We start from the raw sequence: 624 nt of genomic DNA, 5'->3' as shown, positions 1-624 counted from the left end.
CCCATGATTTTTAATTCAGTTTCTTTTTCCAAAATTTCAAATTTTGCTGGTTTAATGGTAGCATCTGCTTTTTTTGCAATATTCAGATACCAGTCTGCTACATCTTTTGACTTGGCAATTATTCCAAATGGGTAATAGCCTATTTTTGTTCTTACTTTTGTTTGAGTGTAATGCGTATCAGATGTACATATTTCTAACAAGTTATACCCATTTTTTGTAAAGTGGTTTACAACAACCTCTCTTACTCCATTTTCCATATTGTTGGAGTCTGCCCAACCAAGAAAATATTTTTCACCATTAATGTTTAAACACAAAATACCTATTCCACCTAATGCAAGGTCAGGGGTATTCAAATTGAGTTTATTAGAATTGGCATAACCAAATTCAAGAGGGTAAGGTTTTTTTGTTATCAAAGAATCCAAACATGACTTTGCAGCTTTAAGTAAATCATCCGAATCAACTTTAGAAATTTCTTTCCCCATAGCGTTATGAGCATCAACTATCATTACTCTTTCAAATGAACGATTTTTGGAAAATTGTTCAATTTCTTTTCTGATATAATTTGGAAGGTCTTCCATGCCATGTGGAGACAGAGATAAGAACAAAATTGCATTTTTATCAAAC

1 protein-coding gene is annotated in these 624 nt (G+C 32.1%); it reads right to left on the bottom strand.

The features are described from left to right. Positions 1-624 (bottom strand): DUF2070 family protein (locus V3W49_RS22820; protein WP_500148242.1); only part of this gene is annotated, 624 nt, incomplete at both ends.

This window comes from Rosenbergiella sp. YN46 (assembly GCF_036620675.1).
In the GTDB taxonomy this organism is placed as follows: Bacteria; Pseudomonadota; Gammaproteobacteria; order Enterobacterales; family Enterobacteriaceae; genus Jejubacter.
This window is presented reverse-complemented; position numbering and strand designations above follow the sequence as displayed.